This window comes from Azospirillum lipoferum, from assembly GCF_024170005.1.
In the GTDB taxonomy this organism is placed as follows: domain Bacteria; phylum Pseudomonadota; class Alphaproteobacteria; order Azospirillales; family Azospirillaceae; genus Azospirillum; species Azospirillum lipoferum.
Genome location: NZ_JALJXJ010000011.1, coordinates 130,417 through 151,195, shown reverse-complemented (window position 1 = coordinate 151,195; position 20,779 = coordinate 130,417). Strand labels below are relative to the sequence as shown.

Genomic DNA, 20,779 nt, shown 5'->3' with positions numbered 1-20,779 from the left:
CTGATGAGCACCATCGTCATCCTCTGCGACCACGCCCACCCCAGCGGCGGGCTGGCGAAGGTCGCCATCGCAAGCGCCGTCGGGTTGGCCGGGCGCGGCCACCGGGTCCAATTCTTCACTGCCGTGCCGCCCATCGATCCGGCGCTGCTGACCGATGGCATCACCGTCCACTGCCTGGAGCAGCCCGACCTGAAGGGCAACGCCGACCGCGTCCAGGCCGCGCTGCGCGGCATCTGGAACCGCGAGGCGGCGCGCGCGCTGGAAGGCTTGCTCGGCACCTGTCCGGCCAACGACACGGTGGTCCATATCCATGGCTGGGCCAAGGCGCTGTCCCCCAGCGTCTTCCCGGTCTGCCGCAAGTCCGGCCTGCCGGTGCTGCTGACCTTGCACGACTATTTCCCGCTCTGCCCCAACGGCGCCTTCTTCGTCTTTCCCGAAGGCGTCAACTGCCCGCACCGGGCACTGTCCGCAGGCTGCCTCGCCACCGACTGCGATGCCCGCGCCCGGCACCACAAATGGTGGCGGGCGGCCCGTCATGCAGCGGGGGCGCTGGCCGGCGGTTTTACCGGGGGCATGGCGCTGGTGACGCTCAGCGACCGCCAGCGCGCGGTGATCGCCTCCCATCTGCCACCCGGGACCGTAACCCTGCCCATCCCGAACCCGGTGGAGGTTGAGGACCATGGCCCCGCTCCAGTTGCCGCCAACCGACAAGTGCTGTTCGTCGGTCGCCTGTCGCGCGAGAAGGGTGCTGCTCTGATGGCCGGCGCGGCGGCACAGGCCGGCTGCCCGGTGCGCTTCGTCGGCGACGGCGACGAGGCGGACGCGGTCCGCCGGCTGAACCCGGAAGCGGAGCTTGCCGGCTGGCTGCCACCCGACGCGGTGCTGGAAGAGATGCGGCGGGCACGCGCACTGGTGGTTCCGTCACTGTGGTACGAGACCTTCGGCCTTGCCGCCTATGAAGCTCTGGCAAATGGCGTTCCCGTCATCGTCAGCGACAATTGCGCGGCGGCGGAAGCGGTGCTGCCCGGCGAGAACGGCTTCCTGTTCCGCAGCGGCGACGCTGCCGACCTCGCCCGTTGCCTGAAACAGCTCTCCCAGGATGCGGAGGTCGAGCGGATGGGCCGCAACGCCTACGACCGCTATTGGCGGGCCCCTTTCACGCTGGACCGCCATCTCGACCGGGTGGAGGAGGTCTATCGCACGGCTCTCAGCAGCGGGCTCAGTCACCCGGTGCGGGCGCGGGCGCCATGAGCTGGGGGGCCGGCTGCCGTATCGGCAGGCGCGCGCTGCTGTCGGCAGCGCTCTCCTTCCCCGCAGCCGTGCAAGCCGCTCAGGGCAAATCCCTGCGCCCACCCCCTGACCCGCCGCGGAACGGCCCGGCCCTGTCGATCCGCGACCGCGGTGCCATCGGCGACGGGCGCAGCCATCCCCTGTCGGAACGCTACAAAAGCCTGGAGGCGGCACGGCGCGTCCATCCGCATGTCCGCTCCCTGGATCAGGAATGCGACTGGGCCGCCCTGCAAGGCGCCGTCCTGGAACTCTCGCGCGCCGGTCAGGGCGGAACGGTGCTGGTTCCACCCGGCCAGTACCGGCTGGACGGCGAGATCATCCTGCCGAACCTCGACCGCTATGATGACGCCTTCAACGAGGTGGAGATCGTCGGCGCCGGCATGCGTGCCTCGCTGCTGTCCTGGCCGGTGGATCTCGGGCCGGGCCGCTTCGCCATCCGCTGCGGCAGCCGGCAGGGTGCACGGGACGACAACAAGGGCTATCAGCGCAGCCGCATCGCGCATCTCAGCCTGCGCGGGCCGAAGCCCGGCAACCGGCCGGGCGATGCGCCGCCGGGCATGGGGGGGATCGCCCTGACTTCCCGCTTCCTGCTGGAACGGGTCGGGGTGTTCGGCTTCCGCGTCGGGGTGGATGTCTGGCGCGACCATTCCTCGCTGATCTCCTGCCAGCTGACCAAGAACCACATCGGCGCCTATTGGTCGGAGGGGACCGACAGCTTCGGCGACCATCTGTTCCTAGACACCGATCTTGCCGGCAACACGCTGGCCTCCATCGCCGTGGCGCCGGAGAACGGCATCGACCATTCCAGCTTCCTCTCCTGCCATTTCGGCTTCTCCCCCTACGCCATCCTGGCGGAGGACGGGGCGCCGAAGCGGACCTTCCTGTCCAACAACAAGTTCCTGGACTGCGCCTTCGAGGCCTGCGGCAACGGCTGGATCCAGGGGCCGATGGCGGAGATGTACGGCAATGTCCTGATCGGGTGCAGCGGCTCGCTCATGCCCGACTACCGCCTGCCCAAACGGCCGGTCACCGGCCTGATCGTGGTGCGGTCGCTGGAGCGCAACCAGTTCACCGGCGGCAGCGCCAGCTTCGGCGACGGCACCAACGACCGAGCCGCCGACATCGAGACCGCAGCATTGGTCGCGTCGTCCGCCGTCGGCAACCGGTTCGAGGATGCGGAACGACTGATCCGTCTCGGCCGCGACGGCTTGGCCCCGGCGCTCAGTGTCTCCGGCGCCTGCCGAGCCAACCGGTTCGAGGCGGTGGACTGCACCGGCGAGTTCCGCAAGGTGGGTTCCGGCGGCGTCGATGCCGGCAATCTGGTTCAACGCGATTACGACCGGGTGCGCCGGCTGGAGCAGGACCATCCGGCCGACGGCGTCGCGCTGACCTCCGCCCCCGCCGGCGGCATCGTGCCCGTCGCCACCAGCGGCACCGCACCGGTCGGCAAGACCCGCGCCGCGGTCCGCATGGGCAGTCTTCTGCACCCAGCAGGCGGGCTTCCCCAGCGGGTCGATTCCACCCCTGGGCCGTTCTTACCGGTCGGCATCGCCGCGACCGACGCTCCGGCGGGAAGCGACAGCGTCATGATGGACTTGCGGCTGGCGTCGCGCTGACGGCCGTTCAGGGAGACGACCCGACCAGCAGCCGCTGCGCCTCGGCCACCTGCCCCGAAGGCCCCGGTTCCTCCAGCAGGTCGGCATAGCGCCCGGCCGTCACCGACCAATCCTGGCCTTCGGCGATGCGGCGGCCGGCGTCGCCCATGCGACGGCGAAGCACCGGGTCGACGGCGAGACTGCGCATGGCGCGCACCAGTTCGGCATGCGCGTCCGGATGGTCCAGCAGAATGGCCGCCCCGTCTTCCAGCAGCCTGCCGGCACCGGCCAGCCGGGTGGTGATGACCGGCAGGCCGCTCGCCGCCGCCTCCAGCAGGACGAGGCCGAAGGGCTCGTAACGGGTCGGGAAGACGAAGAGGTCGGCCGCCCGCATCAGTGCCGCCACATCGCGCCGGTGGCCGAGGAAGCGGACGCGCTCTTCCACGCCCAGCGTCCGCGCCATCGCCGGAAACGGCCCGCCGCGCTCGTCGCCGACCACTGCCAGCGCCAGATCCGGCACCTCGGCCAGGGCATGCAGCACCCCGTCCAGATTCTTGCGGTCGCTGCGGGCATCGCCGACGAACAGCGCCACCGGCCGGCCGGGTGATAGGCCGAACAGCGCCGGGTCCGGCGTGCCCGGTCGGAACTCCCCGACATCGACGCCATTGTCGATCACGCTCAGCCGCTCCGGTTCGATGCCGTCCCGAAAAAGTTCGTCGGCGACGGTGCGCGACACCGCCACCAGCCGGCCGGCACGGCGGAAGCTCCAGCGCTCGAACCCGACATTCAGCAGCGTGTAGACCACCCGGTAGAGCGACAGAGGCGAGACGCCCTTGCGGATCGGGTGGGTGGGGGAGCGCATCCAGGCGGAATGGACGAAATGCACCGCATTCACGTCCGACCGCGCCCAGCTGACGAAGCCGTTCACCACCACGCGATCAATCCCCGTCCGCCTTTCCCGCGCCAGAGCCCGGCTGGCTCGCCAAGCGAACAGCTGGTCCTTTGCCAACTGTGTCGGCACGCCTCCCCCGTCGAGCCGGATCCAGCGCAGGCGGGGATGACGCGTCAACTCGTCGGCCAGCTCGGACGCGATGGCGACGACCTCATGCCCGCGGCGTAGCAGTTCCTCGACCACGACGGCGTTCACGCGCCCCTGCCCGTCATGGCGGACGATCTTCTGCGTAACGACGGCGATGCGCAGGGATTGGGTGCGCATTGGAGGTCTCCTGCCCTGCCTGATCTGCGGTATCCGCGGCGGTTCGTGCCGAAGTGGACCACGGAGCCGGAACCGACGCCAAACAAACGAAAGATACGATCTTCACACAACAGGCTTAAGACTGCCGGTGCCGGACCAAGTCTTTCAGTGTCTGAAGCATTCGCAGGCTCAAAATCGATTTTCCAGGAAGAGTCAAAGATGAGACGGAGTCATGTCCCAACAATGACTCTCTCAATTACATAACCATTCGTGCGACTACTCCCAACGAGAAGGGTAATCCGACCGATACGGGTACCCCAGTTTCGGAAGATCTTAATATCAGATTAATAGGAGTCGTGCCGATGTCGCCCACCGGGTCCAATCTCATCGATGTCACCTTTGCGATCGACGCTTGGGGACAGGCTGCCGGCGGCATCTGGCCGCATCTGGCGCTCAAGCTCGATGGCACGACCATCGGCCAGGCGACGGTGAACAGCAGTACCGCAGGCCGCTACACCATCACCGCCAAGGTTGCCGCCGACAGCGCACACAACCTTCAGCTCGTCTACGACAATGACGGGATGTCCGGCGGTGCAGACCGCAACCTGTTCGTCCGCGCCGTGTCGGTGAACGGCACGGCAATTGCCGCTACCGATCCGTCGGTCACCTATGACAAGGGTGCGGTGGACGGGAAGGACGTGGTGAAGGGCCAGGAAGCCCTCTATTGGGGCGGCGCGCTGAACATGCCGCTGCCTGCCTCCCTATTCCCGGCAACCCCGGCGGCCGACGCGATCCTTGCAACTCCGGTGGCGACCGCGGCCGCGACCAAGTCCTACAGCGTGGTCGTCAATGCCTGGGGTACCAGCGCCGGCGGCGTGCCGCCACATTTCAAGCTGCTGGTCGACGGCAAGGCGGTGGGCGACGCCAAGGTGGCCGCCACCAGCCAGACCGCCTACAAGTTCACGGTCGATCTCGACCCGAGCGTGGCGCACAAGGTCCAGGTCCAGTACGACAACGACGCCGTCGTCAACGGACAGGACCGCAGCCTCTATGTCGGCTCCGTCGTGGTGAACGGGCACAGCGTCGCCTCCACCGCCGCCGGCGTCACCTACGACCGCGGCGCACTGGACGGCAAGGATGTCATCGCCGGCCAGCAGGGGCTGTGGTGGAATGGCACGCTGAACATTCCCGTTACCAAGGACATGCTGGCCAGCACCACGACGACCACTCCCACAGTTCCCACCACTCCGACGGCACCGGCCGTCACGCTGCCGAAAAACGACCACAGCGCCAGCGCCGGGGTCAGCAGCGACCGGCCGCCGCTGATGTCGGACGTGTCGACCATTTCCTGGGGGGCCGACCGCGGGCTGGCACCGCAGCACCTGTTCTGGGAGTCGGTGCCCGACTACTCCAACGCCGCCCATCTGAAGGAGACACGCGACGTTGCCGCCGGCCATCTGGCCGATGGGGTGATGCCGCTGATCGGCCTGCAACTGTGGGAGGATACCTTTGAATCCTCGCAGAGCGGCGGCGAGTTCGCCAGCCTCGGCGGCCACAAGGCGTGGGTGTCCTGGGTGAAGGCCCATCCGCAGTATCTGGGCCGCGACGGCGACGGCAACATCCTGAATTCCGACAGCAGCAACCCCTATGGCTGGGGCTATGTCAGCCCGCTGATGCCGCTGGACGCCAAGGACGCGCCGGCCGGTTGGACCGGCGGCACCGCCTATTACGCCGACTGGATGGCCGATAAGCTGGGGCGCCTGTCCGCCCTGACCGGCACCCGCGGCTATGAATTGGCCGATTTCTTCGACGGCAGCCCGCATTCCGGCGTAATGGACTTCTTCAACAGCCGCATGATTGCGGAATTCAGCAGCAAGACCGGCATCAAGGTGGCCGGCAGCACGCTGGCGCAGCAGGCGCAGGACATCGTCGACAATCACCCGACCCAGTGGCTGGACTACTTCGTCGACGGCTGGGCCTATGGCTGGAAGGCGCTGGACGACGCAATCGTCAAGAACACCGGCAAGGCGGCCTGGCTGACCACCCAGGTATCGTTCACCCCGGCGGCGATGCGCGAGTTCGCCGGGGTCGACGTCCGCGTGATCGCCGACAAGATGAACGAGAAGGACATCCTGTTCAACGTGCAGACCCTCGAGCGCTTCGAGATGCAGCACAAGCAGGCTCCGGCCTCCTACGAGCAGGCAATGCTGGGCATCCATGCCGCCCGCGCGCCGGACGCCCATTTCGGCCATATGATGTCCTCGTCCGAGGATGATTACTGGGGCGCGGTGAACAGCCTCTACACCGGCGTCACCGGCACGGTGCGCGACGAGCTGGGCTGGGGCCGTCTGGAACAAACCTGGCTGCAAAGCGGCTGGACGATGATCGCCGACGACCAGGGCGGCATGCGCCGGGCGGCGGAGCAGTGGTCGCGCAGCTACCACGACTGGGGCGAGGTGAAGCAGCCCTGGCTGGACATGCTGCGCGACATCGTGCCGACCCGCCCCTTCGGCCCGGCGCTCTATTACAGCGCCAATGCCGAAAAGGCGATGAATGCGCTGGAACCGGCCGGCAATTCCATCGGCAATGCCTATCTCGGCGAATTGCTGGAACCGATCACCAAGCTGCACGATGCCGGTGTGCCCTTCGGCTATTACGTCAGCGACGCCGCCCTGTCGACGATGACCAAGGCCAGCACGCCGAGCGCCTTCATCATTCCGCAGGCGACCTACGAGGGGCACAACCTGTTCAGCGACGCCGAAATCGCGGCCCTGAAGGCCAAGGCCCCGGTTCTGATCGGTGACGAGGCGCTGAACTATCACCACCCGCTGAGCTTCACCGACAAGGATCCGGACGCCCAGATCACCGGCTACGGCTTCTACGACCAGAAGGACCGGCTGATCGTGGTCGCCTCCGACCGGGTCGATTTCAACGACACCGCGGCGCGTAAGGCGGTGGCCACCCATGTGGAACTTCAGCTCGCCAATGGCCACTACACGGTACAGGACCTGATCCACAACACCACGCAGGGCTTCGACGTGGTGAACGGTGTCGGCGGCTTCGACACCACTATCGCCCGCTGGGATACCGGCGTCTACGCCGTCACCCACGACGTGGCAGCCTAGGCCCCGGTACAGCTTACCGGAACGAACATGGAGACCCATTTATCGGGTCTCCATGTTCGTTTGCATGGTCAACGAAAATTCTCCTGGTAACGGCTGCTTAAGAGTCTATATTATCGATGGTGAACTCGCATGCGGTCGATAGCGGCGAAGTCAATCCATCTAATATAAGTTGATGAGTGGTAAATTTCCTCTTCTGCTATTGTCAATATCGTTTGACCACCATCTCTTCGGACCGTTCCCATTTGGCGATCCCCACCGGAGATGCCATTGTCTTTAACGGGTAATCACCTCCATATCCCCGCGCAAGAATGACTTATTACTACCGGCCTTCTGACGAAGGACTCTGCCCGGACAGTGGGGTTCTCCCCCCCACTGAGCCTGGAACAATTCCAAAAGTGCAGCAGACAATGCCGTGAGTGCCGGATCATAGTTTGATCTAAATTCGATCGGGCGAGCACGAGATCACCGATACAACGTGCATCGTCCATCGGAACTGTGGCATTGCGCGGCCGAGCGCGGCGATATCGGAGACTGCGGAGGCAACGGTCCGAACGGGGGGCCGAAGATCGACCGCCGGGCAAAAGAACCCGGCAGACCTGCATTGCCACGCACCGGTACCGCCGACGTCCAAGCACAGCGTCCAGGGGGGAAAGCCTGCCTTCCGGCTGCGCGATGCCGTCCACCATTTCGTCTATACTGGGGGAGACGGACATGTCCGATCGCATTCGTGTGATTGTTCACAATCAAAGTCGATTGCTGCGCGAATCCATCCTGAACATCCTGGACGATTGCTTCGAGGTCATCGATCCGCAAAGCCGGCTTGTAACTGGCCTCTCACCCAAGACGATGTGGAATGGCCGGACAAACGGCGGCCCCGACCGCTATTCCGCCGGCATCTCGGCCGGCGGGGCTGTGCTCACGCTGGAAGCGCCGCCCGGAAACGTCTCCGCCGACCGGGCCGCCGACATTGTGCTGTTCGACCTCGCCTCTCTGAAGACCGACGCCTGGAATTTCCGCAGCTGGTACGGCGAGCAGGCCAAGCTGGCGATGATCGCCGACGAATTTTCGGCCCATCACATGCGGATGGCCCTGCGGTTCGGGGTGCGCGGCTATCTGCTGAACCGGATGGCGCCGACAGCCTTCGTCCTGGCCCTGCGCCTGATCCATGCCGGCGAGCCGGTGGTGCCGGAGGAGTGCTTCGACTATTTCTCCCCCACCGCGCTGCGCCGTGGCGGCGAGGATGGGGCGATGACCCAGCACGAAACCGAACTGCTGGGCTATCCCGGCCTTTATCCGCGCCACGCGCGCATCCTGAAGCTGATCATGGACGGATGCAGCAACAAGGAGATCGCGCGCGAGATGGTGATGACCGAGGATCTGGTCAAGCTGCACGTCCGCCACATCATGCAGACCATCAATGTCCGCAACCGCACCCAAGCTGCCCTGTGGGCCGCCCAGAGCGGCATCATCCAGGAGATGGAGTATTTCCTGGAGCGGACAGCGCCTTGAAAACGGCGTGATGGCATGCAGTCCCCTCTCCTGCCCCGCGGGAGAGGGTGGTTTTCAGGCGGGAACCACGCTGTTGCCGAGAAAGACTTCGAACTGATCGATCGGCAGCGGTCGGCTGATCAGGTAGCCCTGGATGCGGGTGCAGCGCTGCTGGCGCAGCATGTCGGCCTGTTCCTGCGTTTCCACCCCCTCGGCGATGGTGTCGAAGCCCAGGCTTTCGGCGAGGTTCACGATGGTGCCGACGATCGCCGGGTCAGTGGTGGATTTGACGATGTCGCGGACGAAGCTGCGGTCGATCTTCAGCGTGTCGATGGGGAAGCGCTTCAGATAGGCCAGCGAGGAATAGCCGGTGCCGAAATCGTCGATGGACAACCTGACGCCGATATCCTTCAGTCCATTGAGGATCGTCACCGCCTTTTCGATGTCGCCGATCATCGCCCCTTCGGTCAGTTCCAGTTCCAGCCGGTCTGCCGGGATGCCGGCGGACTCCACGACGCTGCGCACGAAGCCGACGAGGCGGGCGTCCTGGAACTGGCGTGGCGACAGGTTCACCGAAACCGACGGGATCGGCAGGTCGCGCTGGATCCAGTCGGCCAGCCGGCGGCAGGATTCGATCAGCGTCCAGGCGCCGATTTCCCAGATCAGGCCGGTCTCCTCGGCCAGTGGAATGAACTCCGCCGGGCTGACCATGCCGCGCACCGGGTGGCGCCAGCGGATCAGCGCCTCCGCCCCGATGGTGCGATTGCCGGCAAGATCGATCTTCGGCTGGAAATGCAGCTCGAACTCGCCGCCGCCGCTTGCCCGGCGCAGGTCGCTCTCCAGCCCCAGGGTGAAGCCCGACCGTTCGCGCATCCCGGCGTCGTAGAAGACGTATTTGTGCTCCGGGTTGCGCTTGGCATGGTACATCGCCAGATCGGCGTTGCGCAGAAGCTGGTCCGCCGTGTCGCCATCATCGGGATAGAAGGCGATGCCGATGGAGGCACCGCAAAAAAGCTCCTGATTATGGACGCTGAACGGCTCCGACATCGAATAGAGCACTTTTTCAACCAGCCGGGCGCCGGCGGAACGATCGGCGGCATCGGGGGCGACGATCAGGAACTCGTCCCCGCCCAGCCGGCCGACGGTGTCGGTCATGCGGGTGCAGTTGCGCAGCCGCTTGGCCACCAGCTTCAGCAGCTCGTCGCCGGCATGGTGGCCCAGCGTGTCGTTGACCTGCTTGAAGCGGTTGAGGTCGAGGAAGGCGACGGCGACCTTGCTCTTGCTGCGCTGCGCCCGGGCGATGGCCTCCTCAAGCCGTTCGCAGACCAGCCAGCGGTTGGGAAGGTCGGTCAGCCTGTCGAAGCTGGCCTGATAGCGGATCTGGTGTTCCTGCGACTTGCGCTGGCTGATGTCGGCGATGGTCAGGACATAATGTTCCAGCACGCCGTTCGGCGCGCGGACCGACGTCACCGAAAGGGCGGCGGCGAAGGCGTCGCCGGAATGGCGGAAGCTGGTGACTTCCCCCTGCCAGCGCCCCATCTGCCGCGCCGTGGTCCAGACTGTATCGATGAACTCACGCTCGTGCGAGCCGGGGGCAAAGAGCACCAGCGGCCGGCGCAGCAGTTCCTCCCGCTGGAAGCCGGTCATGATCTCGTAGGCGGGGTTGATCGCCTGGACCGTCAGCTCGGGGTCGACGATCAGGATGCCGTCGGCGACGCTGTCGAACACGGTGGCGAGCAGCCGGATCTTCTCCTCGTGCTGCTTGCGTTCCGTGATGTCCTGGACGGTGCCTTCGTAATAGCGGATGCGGCCGGCGGCGTCGCGCACGCAGCGCGCGCTTTCGGAGATCCAGATGATGGAGCCGTCGCGGCGGAAGACACGCGCCTCGAAACTATGGACGCGGTCCTGGCGGGCCATCAGATCGGCGAAGGCCTCGCGCTTGCCGGGATCGACATAGAGCTGGCAGGCGATATCAGTGAGGTTGGCGATCAGGTCTTCGGGAGAAGCATAGCCGTAGATGTCGGCAAGTGCCGGATTGACCCGCAGGTAACGGCCGTCGACGGTGGTCTGATAGATGCCCTCGACAGCATTCTCGAAGATGCTGCGATACTGCTCTTCAGTCTCATGACTCATGGTACGCGCCTCATCCGACGCCAATCCCGAACCGCCTGGAAACAACATAAGCCTGCAACTCAAACAACGATTGTGGAACTGCCACCTTTCCGCAATGCGGCAAAGTAGACGCCGGTTCGATGAGCCCCGTCAAGCGACATCACCGATACTGTGTCATAGTACGAAGGGAAAATATAACAAAAAGGTAACCGAACCTGACCATTGCCAGAGGATCAACCTCCCATTTCCCGCCAAAGCATTGATTCGGAATGATAGTGCTTCAGGAGACGGTTAAAATTCTGAAAGACTTCCTCCCTGTCGCCGCGGCGGCGACAGCAGCTTACTTGTCAGGTCTCACAATCGCCCCCGCTCGAATGGCTGTTTTTTATCCAGCACCGCCCAGTCTTTGGGCAACTGTGACTCATCTTGGTGTTGCAGCCATAGCGGCAGTGATCGAAATGCCGCCGGTTTGCTGCACTCCGGCGTTTGGCACACCCCGTGCAGATGACATTCCGTTCAAGCCAACGGCGGTTTGACCAGCGCGGACCCAAAGACTGAGGCCCGCACCCAAATCACACGCATGGCGTCCTGCCTCTCCCCGCCCCGCACCGGACCGGTGCCGCGCGGGCTCCACCGGACGCTGCGTGCCGTTTCTTCAGCGCTTGTTCCAAGGGGACTTGTCATGTCGTATCTGGTGCCCTCCGAGTTCGTCACCAAAATGGTGGATGCCGGCGAATCCAAGATTTTGATGTCCACCCGCGACACGGTCATCCGCGCCTACATGGCCGGGGCGATCCTGGCGCTGGCGGCGGTCTTCGCCGTTACGGTCACGGTCCAGACGGGATTTCCGATCATCGGCGCCATCCTGTTCCCGGTCGGCTTCTGCATGCTGTACCTGCTGGGCTTCGACCTGCTGACCGGCGTGTTCGTGCTGACGCCGCTGGCGCTGATCGACAAGCGGCCGGGCGTTACCATCGGCGGCGTGCTGCGCAACTGGGGACTGGTCTTCGTCGGCAATTTCCTGGGCGCGCTGACGGTGGCGCTCATGATGGCCGTCGTCTTCACCTACGGCTTCTCCACCCCGCCGGACAAGGTCGGCTCGGTCATCTCCCACATCGGCGAGAACCGGACGCTGGGCTATGCGCAGTATGGCGCGGCCGGCATGCTGACCATCTTCCTGCGCGGCATGCTGTGCAACTGGATGGTCTCCACCGGCGTGGTCGGCGCCATGATCTCCACCTCGGTCAGCGGCAAGGTGATCGCCATGTGGATGCCGATCATGCTGTTCTTCGGCATGACCTTCGAGCATTCGGTGGTGAACATGTTCCTGTTCCCGTCGGCGATGCTGATGGGCGGCAACTTCTCGATCATGGACTACATGATCTGGAATGAACTGCCGACGGTGCTGGGCAACCTGATCGGTGGTCTGGCCTTTACCGGCCTGACGCTTTACGCCACCCATGTCCGCACGGCGCCCAAGCGCCGCCTGCAGCAGACCAGCCTGCAGCCGGCCGAATAAGCCGTCCTGCCCGTTCATCCGCCACCACCCCGGTCCGTCTTGGGCCGGGGTTTTCCTTGAGTGGAACAGGTACTGTGAAAGAGTTGCGGATCTCCATCGGACAGTGCTCCGACAAGGGTCGGAAGGAGTCCAACCAGGATTTCCACGGGGCGCTGATCCCGACCGCACCGCTGCTGGACATGAAGGGCATCGCGGTGGCGCTGGCCGACGGCATCAGCACCAGCCGGGTCAGCCACATCGCCAGCGAATCCGTAGTGAAGAGCTTCCTGACCGACTATTACTGCACGCCGGAAAGCTGGTCGGTGAGGACGGCGGCTCAGCGGGTGCTGACTGCGACCAACAGCTGGCTGCACGCCCAGAACCGGCGCAGCGAGTACCGTTACGACCAGGATCGCGGCTATGCCTGCACGCTGAGCGCGCTGGTGCTGAAATCCGCCACCGCGCACCTGTTCCATGTCGGCGATTCCCGCATCTACCGTGTCGCCGGCCGGTCGCTGGAACAGCTGACCACCGACCACCGGGTGGTGGTTTCGTCGGAGGTCAGCTATCTCGGCCGGGCGATTGGCGTGGTGCCGCATGTGGAGATCGACTGCCGCGAGTTGCCGGTCGAGCCCGGCGACGTCTTTCTGCTGGCGACCGACGGCGTCTATGAGCATGTCGATGCCGAATTTTTAATCAGCACCATCGCCGATCACGCCGACGACCTTGACCGCGCGGCCCGACTCGCCGTCGAGGAGGCGCTGCGGCGCGGCAGTTCCGACAACCTGACCCTCCAGATCATCCGGATCGACACGGTCCCTGACGCCGATGCCGGCGACCTGTTCCACCGTCTGTCCGACCTGCCCCTGCCGCCCCTGCTGGAGCCGAGGACGGAGTTCGAGGGCTACCGCATCCTCCGCGAACTGTATGCCAGCAGCCGCAGTCACGTCTATCTGGCCCAGGACGGCCTGGGTGGTCCCGCGGTGGCGCTGAAGGTGCCGGCCATCGACCGGCGCGATGACCGCGCCCATCTCCGCCGCTTCCTAATGGAGGAGTGGATCGCCCGCCGGCTCAACAGCCCTCATGTGCTGAAGCCGCCGCCGCAGAGCCGGCCGCGCCGCCACCTCTATGTCGTCACCGAGTATCTGGAGGGGCAGACGCTGACCCAATGGATGCGCGACCATCCCAGCTCCGACCTGCCCACGGTGCGCTCTATCGTCGAGCAGATCGGCAAGGGGCTTCAGGCCTTCCACCGGTTGGAGATGCTGCACCAGGATCTGCGGCCGGACAATGTGATGATCGACGGCACTGGGACAGTTAAAATTGTCGATTTCGGCTCGGTCCTGGTACCCGGCATCCTGGAGACCATGCCCGACGCCGACCGCGGCGAGATTTTGGGCACGCTGCAATACACCGCCCCGGAATACCTGCTGGGCGAGGGCGGAACGCCGGCATCGGATCTCTATGCGCTCGGCGTCATCGCCTATCAGATGCTGACCGGCCGCCTGCCCTATGGCACCGATGCCGCGACGGCCACCACGCGGGCGCGCCAGCGCAAGCTCACCTATCGCACGGCCCTGAACGACCAGCGGGACATTCCCGCCTGGATCGACGGGGTTCTGCGCAAGGCGGTCCATCCGGACCCGGCCAAGCGCTATCAGGAATTGTCGGAGTTCCTGTACGACCTGCGCCACCCGCGCAAGCATGTGGCGGGTACCCGCCGCCCGTTGATCGACCGCAACCCGCTGGCCTTCTGGCAGGGGCTGTCGGCGTTCCTGGCATTGGCCGTGCTGGTCCTGCTGGCCGGCCGCATCTGATCGGCCAGCCGGCAGGACAGGTGCTCGATCAGTGCCCGTGGGCGACCTTGGCGCCTTCCTTCAGCTTGAACAGGCGCGAGCAGTAGGGGCATTCGACCTGGCCTTCGCGATCCAGGGTCAGATAGACCAGCGGATGGCCCAGCGCGCCGCCGCCGCCGTCGCACCCGACGGTCGAGGTTTCAACAAGGATCGTCTCGGTCGGCTGCATGGCAGTCATCCTCTGTTTTGACAGGCGCGCCGGTTCACGCCATCGTGGACACGCCCGCTGTCCGGGCACCCCGATCGGGGTTCCGCGCGCGCGGGCCGGATGATACCCATCGTGCGCCGCGGATCAACGGGGGAAACCACCGGACGCGCGGGCTTTTTCATCAACCGCAATCATCATGGTTCAGGATCAATGGCCGCGCCCACCGATACCCCCACGCCCGTCTCGCTCCCGGCCAATGCGGTGGAGCTGCGCGGCCTGACCAAGATCTACCAGCCGACCGGCAAGGCCGGGCCGAAGCATGCGCTGAAGGGCATCGACCTCGCCATTCCGCGCGGGTCGTTGTTCGGCCTGCTCGGCCCCAACGGCGCGGGCAAGTCGACGATGATCAACATCCTGGCCGGGCTGGTGAACAAGACCGGCGGCACCGCCAGCATCTGGGGCCACGAGGTGTCGGAGCATCCGCGCCGCGCTCGCGCCTCCATCGGCGTGGTGCCGCAGGAACTGAACATGGACCCCTTCTTCACCCCGCGCGAGATGCTGGAGCTTCAGGCCGGCCTCTACGGCGTGCCTAAGAAGGAGCGCCGGACGGAAGAACTGCTGGACGCCGTCGGGCTGGCCGACAAGGCCGATGCCCACGCCCGCTCGCTGTCCGGTGGCATGAAGCGCCGGCTGATGGTGGCCAAGGCGATGGTCCACACCCCGCCGGTGCTGATCCTCGATGAACCCACCGCCGGCGTCGACGTGGAGTTGCGCCGCCAGCTCTGGGACTACGTGCGTGTCCTCAACAAGTCCGGCACAACCGTGCTGCTGACCACCCACTACCTCCAGGAGGCGGAGGAGCTGTGCGACACCATCGCCATCATCAACCACGGTCAGGTGGTGGCGTGCGAGCCGAAGACGACGCTGCTGCGGCGGGTCGACAACAAGGCGCTATGCCTGACGCTGGAGCGCGACCTGACCGCCGCCCCGCCGTCGCTGGACGGCTATACGGTGGAATTGCCGGAGCCGCGGCGGATGATCGTCCGCTATCAGCCGAGCCGCCAGCGTGCCGGCGCCATCCTGTCGGCCCTGGCGGCATCGGGAATTGGGATCGTCGATGTCACGACCGAGGAATCGGATCTTGAAGATATATTCCTCCAACTGACGGGTGGTGCTCACAGCGACACAGGGGTAATCCATGCGGCATAGCGGATTGGCGGCTGTTTTCGGGTTGGGGCTTCTGCTTGGCGGCTGTGCCGCGGATTTCCAACCGATGGGGATGGCCGTCGCCCAGCCGCAGTTGAACGACAAGGTGCTGATCACCGCCGACGGCTTCGAGCTGCCCATGCGCTCCTGGCTGCCGGCCGACGGCAAGGTGCGGGCCGCAGTTGTGGCCCTGCACGGCTACAACGACTATTCCAACGCCTTCGACGGTGCCGGCCGCGATTTCGCCACTGCCGGCATCGCCACTTACGCCTATGACCAGCGCGGTTTCGGCGCTACCCGCGAACGCGGTGTCTGGGCCGGCACCCCCACCTTGGTCAGCGATGCCCGCACGGCGGTGGAGATGGTGCGCAAGCGCCATCCCGGCGTACCGGTCTATCTGATGGGCGAGAGCATGGGCGGGGCGGTGGTGCTGACCGCGATGACCGGCCCCAACCCGCCCAAGGTCGACGGTACCATCCTGGTCGCTCCCGCCGTCTGGGGCCGGCAGGCCATGGGCTTCTTCCCGCGCGCCGCCTTGTGGATCACCTACAACCTCGTGCCCGGCATGGTGGTGCATCCGCCGAAGGACCTCGACATCCACCCGTCCGACAATATCGAGATGCTGCGGGCGCTGGGCCGCGACCCCCTGGTCATCAAGGGCTCCCGCGTCGACGCGCTGGAGGGATTGACCGACCTGATGGGATCGGCACTCGACGCCTGCCAGCATCTCCAGACGCCATCGCTGGTGCTCTATGGCGCCCATGAGGAGGTTCTGCCGCCGCGGCCGGTGGAGCGCGCTCTGAAGGACTTCGAAGCCGGCGGGCGGCATGTCGTCGCCGTCTATCCCGACGGCTATCACATGCTGCTGCGCGACTTGAAGGGCAGGCTGGTGGTCAACGACGTCATTGCCTGGATAGAAAACCCCAAGGTGCCGCTCGCCAGCGGAGCCGATCGGGCGCCGAGGGCTCTGCTGGCCGCCAAGTAAAGCCGGACATATAAAGGCGGGGCATATTTTTATCACAGGAACCTGCGCAATTGCCGGTCCGACGGATTGTTCTTGATCCATCGTGACCTGCGGCATTGGCAGAGGGTTGCCTGATGAATGATAACCCCGCTCTCGACCTGCGGTTGTCCCCGGAGGAGGTCCGGGCGGTGGCCGCCGAATTCAAGGTTTCTCCGTTCTGGGTGCGATTGGCCCTGCTTTTCCGCCCGGCGAACCGCGCGGCCCTGGTGGCATTGCTGGGTTGGGCCAGCGGATTGCCGCTTCCACCTACCTGAAAGGGGCGGCCCGGGACATGGGACCTTTGCAGCCAAAGGTATAGTACCCGTTAGGACCAAAGCCACTCTGCCAGTTCCAGCGGTTGAGAGCTAAGGTACCGCATAAGCGGACACCGCCAGTCCCCATTGGCAGTCCCCGTTGGGAGGAACCATGCACAGCGTCGAATCCCAGGTTACCCCGTCCGGCGCCACGCGCGCCGTACCGACCGCCCAGACGACCATGTCCTCTACCATGGATGTCCAGATCATTGCCGACCGTTACGGCTGGACCACGCCGATGGCCCGCTGGTGGATGTCCTTCGCCGCCTGCTCCGTCGGCCAGAAACCGGACGCGATGATAGACTTCCTCGACAAGACGGTCGGGGGCGTGACGATGATCCGCCGGCGGTGATCGGTGCATTGAAGGAATTGAAAAGAGCGGCCCTGTGAGGCCGCTCTTTTCGTATCCGGCTTGATGGCGAGGTCAGACCCCTGGCGGCACGATCCGCCAGATCGCCGCCGGGTTGCGGTGAGGATCCAGCCAGACATGCTGGAACTTGCCGATCCAGGTGAAGCGGTGGCCGCTGAACAGGTCCTCCACTTGGACATGGGCGCCATCGGGCAGGCCGAGTTCCCACAGCGGCACCTCAATGGTCCCGCCATGACCGTTGTGCGGATCGAGGTTTACCGCGATCAGGATCACATTGTCCTTCGCCGCCGTCATCTTGCCGTAGAGCAGGATGTTGTCGTCGAAGGCGTTGTAGAAGCGCAGGTTGGTGAACTGCTGCAGCGCCGGGTTCTCGCGGCGGATGCGGTTAATGGCGGTCACATAGTCGCGGATGTTGCCGGGCTTGTTCCAGTCCCAGTGGCGGATCTCGTACTTCTCTGAATGGTTGTATTCCTCCTTGCCGGGATAGGCCTCCGCCTCGCACAGCAGATAGGGACCGTAAAGCCCGTAGACGCCGGCCAGCGTCGCCGCCAGCACCGCCCGCATCATGTGTGCTGGCCGGCCGCCACGGGTCAGGATCGGCGGCAGAATGTCCGGCGTGTTGGCGAAGAAGTTCGGCCGCATATACTCCCGCGATTCACCCTGGGTCAGCTCGGTCAGATATTCGGTCAGCTCCGCCTTGGTGGTGCGCCAGGTGAAATAGCTGTAGGACTGGGTGAAGCCGACCTTGGCCAGCCGCTTCATCAGCTTGGGCCGGGTGAAGGCTTCGGCCAGGAACAGGGCGTCGGGGTAGCGGTCCTGCACCTCGCGGATCATCCATTCCCAGAAGGGGAATGGCTTGGTGTGGGGGTTGTCGACACGGAAGATGCGCACCCCCTCCCCGCACCACATCAGCACGACGTCGCGCAGCGCGTACCACAAATCCGGATAGGACTGGCGGTAGAAACTGACATTGACGATGTCCTGGTACTTCTTGGGCGGATTCTCGGCGTAGCGGATGGTGCCGTCGGGCCGCCAGTAGAACCAGTGCGGATGCTCCTTCACCCAGGGATGATCGGGGGAGCACTGGACGGCGAAGTCCAGCGCGATCTCTATGCCATGGCGCTTAGCCTCGCGCACCAACCGGCGGAAGCTGTCGAAGTCGCCGATCATCGGATCGATGGCATCGTGCCCGCCCTCCTCGGCGCCGATGGCATAGGGCACGCCGGGATCGTCGGGACCGGGGTTCAGCGTGTTGTTCTTGCCCTTGCGGAAGGCACGGCCGATGGGATGGACCGGCGGGAAATACAGCACGTCGAAGCCCATGTCGCGCACCATGGGCAGCAGGTTCACCACGTCATCGAAGGTGCCCGGACGCGACGGGTCGGGCGAGGCGGAACGCGGGAAGATCTCGAACCATGCCGAATAGGCACCGGCGGTGCGGTCGACATAGACCTCCAGTTCGCGCACATAGCGGGACTTGTACTGCCGCTCGCCATACTGCTTCATGACCCGGCGCGGTTCGTCTGACAGGGCGTAGTCGATGGCCTCGCGGCCGGTGAGCGACTGCATCCGCTCGATCACCGCCTGCAAGGCGGCGCGGCCGTCACCATGGTTCAGGTCCAGCGCCTGCTCGACGAAGCGGCGGCCCTCCACCAGTTCCAGATCGACGACCATGCCGGCATCGACCTTCTTCTTGAAGTCGGCGCGCCAGCTTTCCCAGACGTCGCGCCAAGCTTCGATGCTGTATGTGTAGCGGGCGTTGCGGGTCAGCGGCACGTGGCCAACCCAGCGGTCGTTCTCGTGGAGGCGCATCGGCGCTTCGTTCCACGCCTCGTCGCCGTTCGCCTTGTACATCACGGAAGCCGCCAGTACGAAGGTGCCGTCGGTGTAGATGTCGGCCCACACCTCCATCACGTCGCCGACCGCGCGCTTGATGGCGAAGCGGCCGCCGTCCAGTTCCGGATAGACGTTCTCGATAGTCATGCGGCCGGCGGCGATGGAATCCATCCATTCCCGCTCCTCCACGTCGTGCAGTTCGACCGGGTGGCTGCGGGCAGCGCGGGCGCGGAAAACGCGCAGTTCCATCGGGCGCAGCATCATCGCCGCACCCGGCTCCATCGGCAGCGGATCGGCCTCCGGCGTCACGTCCTCGAACGCCTCGAAGGTGCCGCCGGTCGCTGCCAGCACCGGCCCGACATCCAACGTGTGCGGCCGGTTCTCATCCGGGTTCAGCACCAGGATCGCGCAGCCGTCGGGCTGGTCGAGTGCTGCGCCGTCCACCTGCCGGATCAGCCCCAGCACCGGGCTGTGGGGCGAGGTGACGCGGCGCTGCGGTCCCTCGACATTCAGCGCCGGGGTAGCGGCCTTCATGGCGTTGACGGCGCCGATGAAGCCGGTCAGGTCCAGCTTCGGCTGCTCCCAATCGGCCGGGCCGGTGCGCACCACGTCCAGCTTGCGGGTGAAGCCATATTCGAAGCCGACCGGCATCATCACGCCGGTGGAGAAGCTGGCGGCGAACAGGTAATGCATCTTCAGCTGGGCGGCGAGCCGCACCGCGTCCTGGCTGCCGACCTCCGCCGCCAGACGGTCGGTGTCGTGGCTTTCCGGGAAGGCGATGGAGGGGGCGATCCAGCGGAACTCCTCATACTGGTCCAGCAGCCAGTCGGCCTTGAAATCCCACCATTTGGCGCTGTTGAACAGGAAGTCGAAGCCGGCGCCGCAAAGCTCGCGCACCTGCTCCACTGTACAGCCCAACGTCTCGGCGAAGAACTTCACTTCCGGGTTCACCGCATGGGCGGCCTCGATCAGGCTCCTCCATACCTCCGCCGGGACCTGATAGGCGGCGTCGCAGCGGAAACCCCGCACGCCCAGCCCGATATAGTGGCGCAGATAGTCGGACCAGTAGCCGACCAGCCCGGCCCGCGACTCCGCCTGATCATAGTCCAGCGAGGCGAGATCGCCCCACACCGTGACATGGGTAGTGTTGTTGGGATCGACGGCACCCGGGCGGTGCAGGTCGCCGTCCGGGCCGCGCTTGTACCAGTCAGGATGGCGGTCGACCAGCAGAGCGTCGCGGGAGGTGTGGTTGATGACGAAGTCCATCATCACCGACTGGCCATGCGCCGTGGCCTCCGCCGTAAAGCGCCGCAGCAGTTCGTCGTCGCTCTCGTGCGACCCGCCGCGGAGCGCGTCGTGCAGGCGGTAGGGATCCTTGATGGCGTACAGGCTGCCGGAGAATCCAGGCTGATGGATCGGGTTCAGAAAGATCCAGTCGAATCCCATCCCCTGGATCCGTGGCAGGTGCCCGGCCCAATCGCGCACAGGACCGACCAGGGTCGGAAACAGGTTGTAAATGCGCGGTCCGACGATGCTCATGGAACCCCCTTCCTTGACCCTGCTTCTCCGTTGACAGCCTGCCGCTCCGCGTTGTGGGATCGACGAAGCGGCATCGGTACTGTTCCCCTCAAGGGTGTGCCGGCGCCGAAACGAAAGCCGACACCATGCCCCCGCCGGACAACCCGCCGGGGCGGTGAAGGTTCCGCCCGCCCTGTCGGCAACCCGCGACCGACCCCACCAGCA

At 65.4% G+C, this 20,779-nt stretch carries 14 protein-coding genes; 10 read left to right on the top strand and 4 right to left on the bottom strand.

The features are described 5' to 3' along the window. Window positions 1-3: 3 nt before the first annotated feature. Entirely contained in the window at window positions 4-1,251 is a 1,248-nt protein-coding gene (locus tag J2848_RS24035) for a glycosyltransferase family 4 protein (RefSeq protein WP_149232886.1), read from the top strand. Next, a complete protein-coding gene (locus tag J2848_RS24030) occupies window positions 1,248-2,906 on the top strand; it encodes a DUF2190 family protein (protein ID WP_149232885.1) in 1,659 nt (552 codons plus the stop codon). The genes J2848_RS24035 and J2848_RS24030 overlap by 4 nt, the downstream gene beginning before the upstream one ends. 7 nt (window positions 2,907-2,913) lie before the next feature. Here J2848_RS24030 and J2848_RS24025 read toward each other — a convergent pair whose 3' ends face one another. Beyond that, window positions 2,914-4,101 carry a glycosyltransferase family 4 protein gene (locus J2848_RS24025; protein ID WP_149232884.1) on the bottom strand — a complete coding sequence of 396 codons (1,188 nt, stop codon included), beginning with the start codon at window positions 4,099-4,101 and terminating at the stop codon, window positions 2,914-2,916. Window positions 4,102-4,442: 341 nt separating this feature from the next. On the opposite strand from J2848_RS24025, the gene J2848_RS24020 reads away from it, so the two are divergent. Both J2848_RS24020 and J2848_RS24015 read left to right on the top strand, forming a co-directional pair. Beyond that, window positions 4,443-7,205, top strand: coding sequence for a carbohydrate-binding domain-containing protein (locus J2848_RS24020; RefSeq protein ID WP_246194010.1), 2,763 nt, complete (start codon window positions 4,443-4,445; stop codon window positions 7,203-7,205). Between the two features lie 711 nt (window positions 7,206-7,916). Then, window positions 7,917-8,714, top strand: coding sequence for a LuxR C-terminal-related transcriptional regulator (locus tag J2848_RS24015; RefSeq protein WP_149232882.1), 798 nt, complete (start codon window positions 7,917-7,919; stop codon window positions 8,712-8,714). Between the two features lie 54 nt (window positions 8,715-8,768). Here J2848_RS24015 and J2848_RS24010 read toward each other — a convergent pair whose 3' ends face one another. Then, window positions 8,769-10,826 (bottom strand): sensor domain-containing protein, encoded by a 2,058-nt coding sequence (locus tag J2848_RS24010; RefSeq protein WP_149232881.1) that lies wholly within the window; start codon window positions 10,824-10,826, stop codon window positions 8,769-8,771. 661 nt (window positions 10,827-11,487) lie between these two features. Between J2848_RS24010 and J2848_RS24005 the strand changes: the two genes are divergently transcribed. Further along, entirely contained in the window at window positions 11,488-12,324 is an 837-nt protein-coding gene (locus J2848_RS24005) for a formate/nitrite transporter family protein (protein ID WP_149232880.1), read from the top strand. 74 nt (window positions 12,325-12,398) lie between these two features. Further along, complete coding sequence (locus J2848_RS24000) at window positions 12,399-14,120, top strand: bifunctional protein-serine/threonine kinase/phosphatase (RefSeq protein ID WP_170307122.1); 1,722 nt, start codon at window positions 12,399-12,401, stop codon at window positions 14,118-14,120. Between the two features lie 28 nt (window positions 14,121-14,148). On the opposite strand, the gene J2848_RS23995 is transcribed toward J2848_RS24000, so the two are convergent. Further along, on the bottom strand, window positions 14,149-14,328 hold the full coding sequence (locus tag J2848_RS23995) for a zinc-finger domain-containing protein (RefSeq protein WP_412504566.1): 180 nt from the start codon (window positions 14,326-14,328) through the stop codon (window positions 14,149-14,151). 189 nt (window positions 14,329-14,517) lie between these two features. Here J2848_RS23995 and J2848_RS23990 point away from each other — a divergent pair, with 189 nt between their 5' ends. The 4 genes from J2848_RS23990 (at window position 14,518) to J2848_RS23980 (ending at window position 17,182) form a co-directional block, all read left to right on the top strand. Further along, window positions 14,518-15,516 carry an ABC transporter ATP-binding protein gene (locus tag J2848_RS23990; RefSeq protein WP_149232879.1) on the top strand — a complete coding sequence of 333 codons (999 nt, stop codon included), beginning with the start codon at window positions 14,518-14,520 and terminating at the stop codon, window positions 15,514-15,516. A gap of 64 nt (window positions 15,517-15,580) precedes the next feature. After that, the gene (locus J2848_RS23985) at window positions 15,581-16,498 is read left to right on the top strand and encodes an alpha/beta hydrolase (protein ID WP_246194009.1); all 918 of its coding nucleotides are present in this window, start codon (window positions 15,581-15,583) and stop codon (window positions 16,496-16,498) included. 167 nt (window positions 16,499-16,665) lie between these two features. Beyond that, window positions 16,666-16,791, top strand: a complete 126-nt coding sequence (locus J2848_RS35975; protein ID WP_281288604.1) for a hypothetical protein — start codon at window positions 16,666-16,668, stop codon at window positions 16,789-16,791. Window positions 16,792-16,942: 151 nt separating this feature from the next. Beyond that, entirely contained in the window at window positions 16,943-17,182 is a 240-nt protein-coding gene (locus J2848_RS23980; RefSeq protein WP_149232877.1) for a hypothetical protein, read from the top strand. A 72-nt stretch (window positions 17,183-17,254) separates the two neighbouring features. Here the strand turns inward: J2848_RS23980 and J2848_RS23975 are convergent, their stop codons facing one another. Continuing rightward, the gene (locus J2848_RS23975) at window positions 17,255-20,575 is read right to left on the bottom strand and encodes a maltotransferase domain-containing protein (RefSeq protein ID WP_149232876.1); all 3,321 of its coding nucleotides are present in this window, start codon (window positions 20,573-20,575) and stop codon (window positions 17,255-17,257) included. Window positions 20,576-20,779: the final 204 nt, after the last annotated feature.

Bases quoted from the DNA above. Each gene is read 5' to 3' on its own strand.
- J2848_RS24035 (WP_149232886.1), top strand. From the start codon at position 4: ATGAGCACCATCGTCATCCTCTGCGACCACGCCCACCCCAGCGGCGGG.
- J2848_RS24030 (WP_149232885.1), top strand. From the start codon at position 1,248: ATGAGCTGGGGGGCCGGCTGCCGTATCGGCAGGCGCGCGCTGCTGTCG.
- J2848_RS24025 (WP_149232884.1), bottom strand. From the start codon at position 4,101: ATGCGCACCCAATCCCTGCGCATCGCCGTCGTTACGCAGAAGATCGTC.
- J2848_RS24020 (WP_246194010.1), top strand. From the start codon at position 4,443: ATGTCGCCCACCGGGTCCAATCTCATCGATGTCACCTTTGCGATCGAC.
- J2848_RS24015 (WP_149232882.1), top strand. From the start codon at position 7,917: ATGTCCGATCGCATTCGTGTGATTGTTCACAATCAAAGTCGATTGCTG.
- J2848_RS24010 (WP_149232881.1), bottom strand. From the start codon at position 10,826: ATGAGTCATGAGACTGAAGAGCAGTATCGCAGCATCTTCGAGAATGCT.
- J2848_RS24005 (WP_149232880.1), top strand. From the start codon at position 11,488: ATGTCGTATCTGGTGCCCTCCGAGTTCGTCACCAAAATGGTGGATGCC.
- J2848_RS23995 (WP_412504566.1), bottom strand. From the start codon at position 14,328: ATGCAGCCGACCGAGACGATCCTTGTTGAAACCTCGACCGTCGGGTGC.
- J2848_RS23990 (WP_149232879.1), top strand. From the start codon at position 14,518: ATGGCCGCGCCCACCGATACCCCCACGCCCGTCTCGCTCCCGGCCAAT.
- J2848_RS23985 (WP_246194009.1), top strand. From the start codon at position 15,581: ATGGGGATGGCCGTCGCCCAGCCGCAGTTGAACGACAAGGTGCTGATC.
- J2848_RS23980 (WP_149232877.1), top strand. From the start codon at position 16,943: ATGCACAGCGTCGAATCCCAGGTTACCCCGTCCGGCGCCACGCGCGCC.
- J2848_RS23975 (WP_149232876.1), bottom strand. From the start codon at position 20,575: ATGAGCATCGTCGGACCGCGCATTTACAACCTGTTTCCGACCCTGGTC.